This is a genomic window from Bartonella sp. AC329YNZD, assembly GCF_042196685.1.
GTDB lineage: Bacteria > Pseudomonadota > Alphaproteobacteria > Rhizobiales > Rhizobiaceae > Bartonella.
Window position 1 is genome coordinate 1 of record NZ_JBHIQS010000068.1, and the last position, 1,602, is coordinate 1,602.

The 1,602-nt window shown below is 46.9% G+C and carries 3 protein-coding genes; all 3 read left to right on the forward strand.

Annotated elements, in window-relative coordinates; all coding sequences use genetic code 11:
- On the forward strand, positions 1-471 hold a 471-nt coding region (locus ACFIMW_RS09210), incomplete at its 5' end, for a phage tail protein (protein ID WP_375608883.1).
- Complete coding sequence (locus tag ACFIMW_RS09215) at positions 468-722, forward strand: tail protein X (protein ID WP_375608884.1); 255 nt, start codon at positions 468-470, stop codon at positions 720-722. The genes ACFIMW_RS09210 and ACFIMW_RS09215, both read left to right, overlap by 4 nt.
- The coding region (locus ACFIMW_RS09220) for a phage late control D family protein (RefSeq protein WP_375614257.1) at positions 722-1,602 on the forward strand (881 nt) is incomplete at its 3' end. The genes ACFIMW_RS09215 and ACFIMW_RS09220, both read left to right, overlap by 1 nt.

Sequence of the window (1,602 nt, forward strand, 5' to 3'; positions counted from 1 at the left end):
CTGATGTTAGGACCACATCTTTTTTATGTGGACTGGCTGAATTTCCAATCCTTTGAGGAAGAGTTTTCTGCTTCATGGGTTTGCCTAGAGCGTTTTGGTGAGGCTCCCGGTTTGCAATTTACTGGTTATGGCAATGACCCCAAAACTATCCATGGGGTGTTGTTTCCAGAAGAGTTTGGGGACCGGGTAGCCATTGATGCTATCACCAGAACCATTCGTGCTGCCAAGCCCGTTCAGATGATCCGTTGGATGAGTGACAATGGCTATAGCGCCATTCTCCATGGATCTGTGGTAATCACCAGTGTCACGAAAGATCACGACTATATTAGTCGCTCTGGTCAATCGGGGCGCATTCGCTATGCCATTAGCTTGTTACCGTTTTTCGATGGAGGAAAACCGCAAGGTCAATATCAGGTGGGACAATACCAAGAGGGATATGGTCAATATTCCCAAGGAGGAGAAACGCCATGAAGATACCAGAAAAGCACTTCGTGGTAGAGCTAGAAGATATGAGTCTCGATCTGATCTGCTTTCACCATGCCATGGCTGTGTTAGGGGACCGTTCTCAAGTTGGGGGACTAAATGGCTATTTAGAAGCCACACTGGAAGCCAATCCAGGTATTGCAGGGTATGGTGCTCTGTTGCCACGGGGCTTAAAGGTCATTCTGCCTGAGTTTGTTAGCCAAGAAAAGAACAGCGTGGTGAAGCGGTTATGGGATTAATGCGCACGCATCCTTTTATTGAGGTGAGGGTGGGGGATAAGCTTGTTCATGAGGTTTTTTACCAGCGTCTTTTAACCGCAACCATTACGGACCATGCCGGCAATGAAGCCGATACATTTGAAGCAGAGTTTGATGATAGTGGCCATGATTTAGAGGTTCCCTCAAGCAACAGCACTCTGCAAGTGATTTTTGGCTATGAGAACAGCATCAGTGCCTTTATGGGGCGTTTTGTTGTTGAGTCGGTGGTGAGTATTGGGGGCAGTGATGGAGAGATTTTGCGCCTTTGTGGCAAAAGCGCCTCGATGCGTAAAGAACTCAAAGAACAAGCGAGTGAACATTTTGATCACAAAACTGTTGGTGAGATTGTTGAGACACTCGCCAAACGCCATGGCTATCAAGCAAAGGTCAGTCCACAATTTATCAAACAAACTCTTTCTTATGTGATTCGTACAGATCAATCGGCGGTTGATTTTTTAACCCGTCTTGCGGACCGCATGCAGGCGCGTTTTTTAATCAAAGACCATAAGTTTTTATTTTTAAGCGGGGATAATTTACCAGCACTTGAACTTCATAAGCACGACTGTTCTAACTGGGAATTCACGTTAGAGCCACGCACGCAATACGGCATCATTGAAGCTTCTTATTTTGATCGCTCAACAGGGCAACAATGCCAAGTCAAGCATCAGACAGGGTTTAGCGGGCCTGTACGGCGTCTTCGCAGTTGTTATCCATGTCAAGAGGAAGCTTTATCTGCTGCCGCTTCCGAGTCGGATCGCTTATGTCGTGCTGTAGGCAGTGGTTCTTTGTCTCTTGCAGGACGCCCTGAAATCATGGCGGATCAACCTCTCATCCTTCAAGGGTTTCGTGGGCAAATCAATGG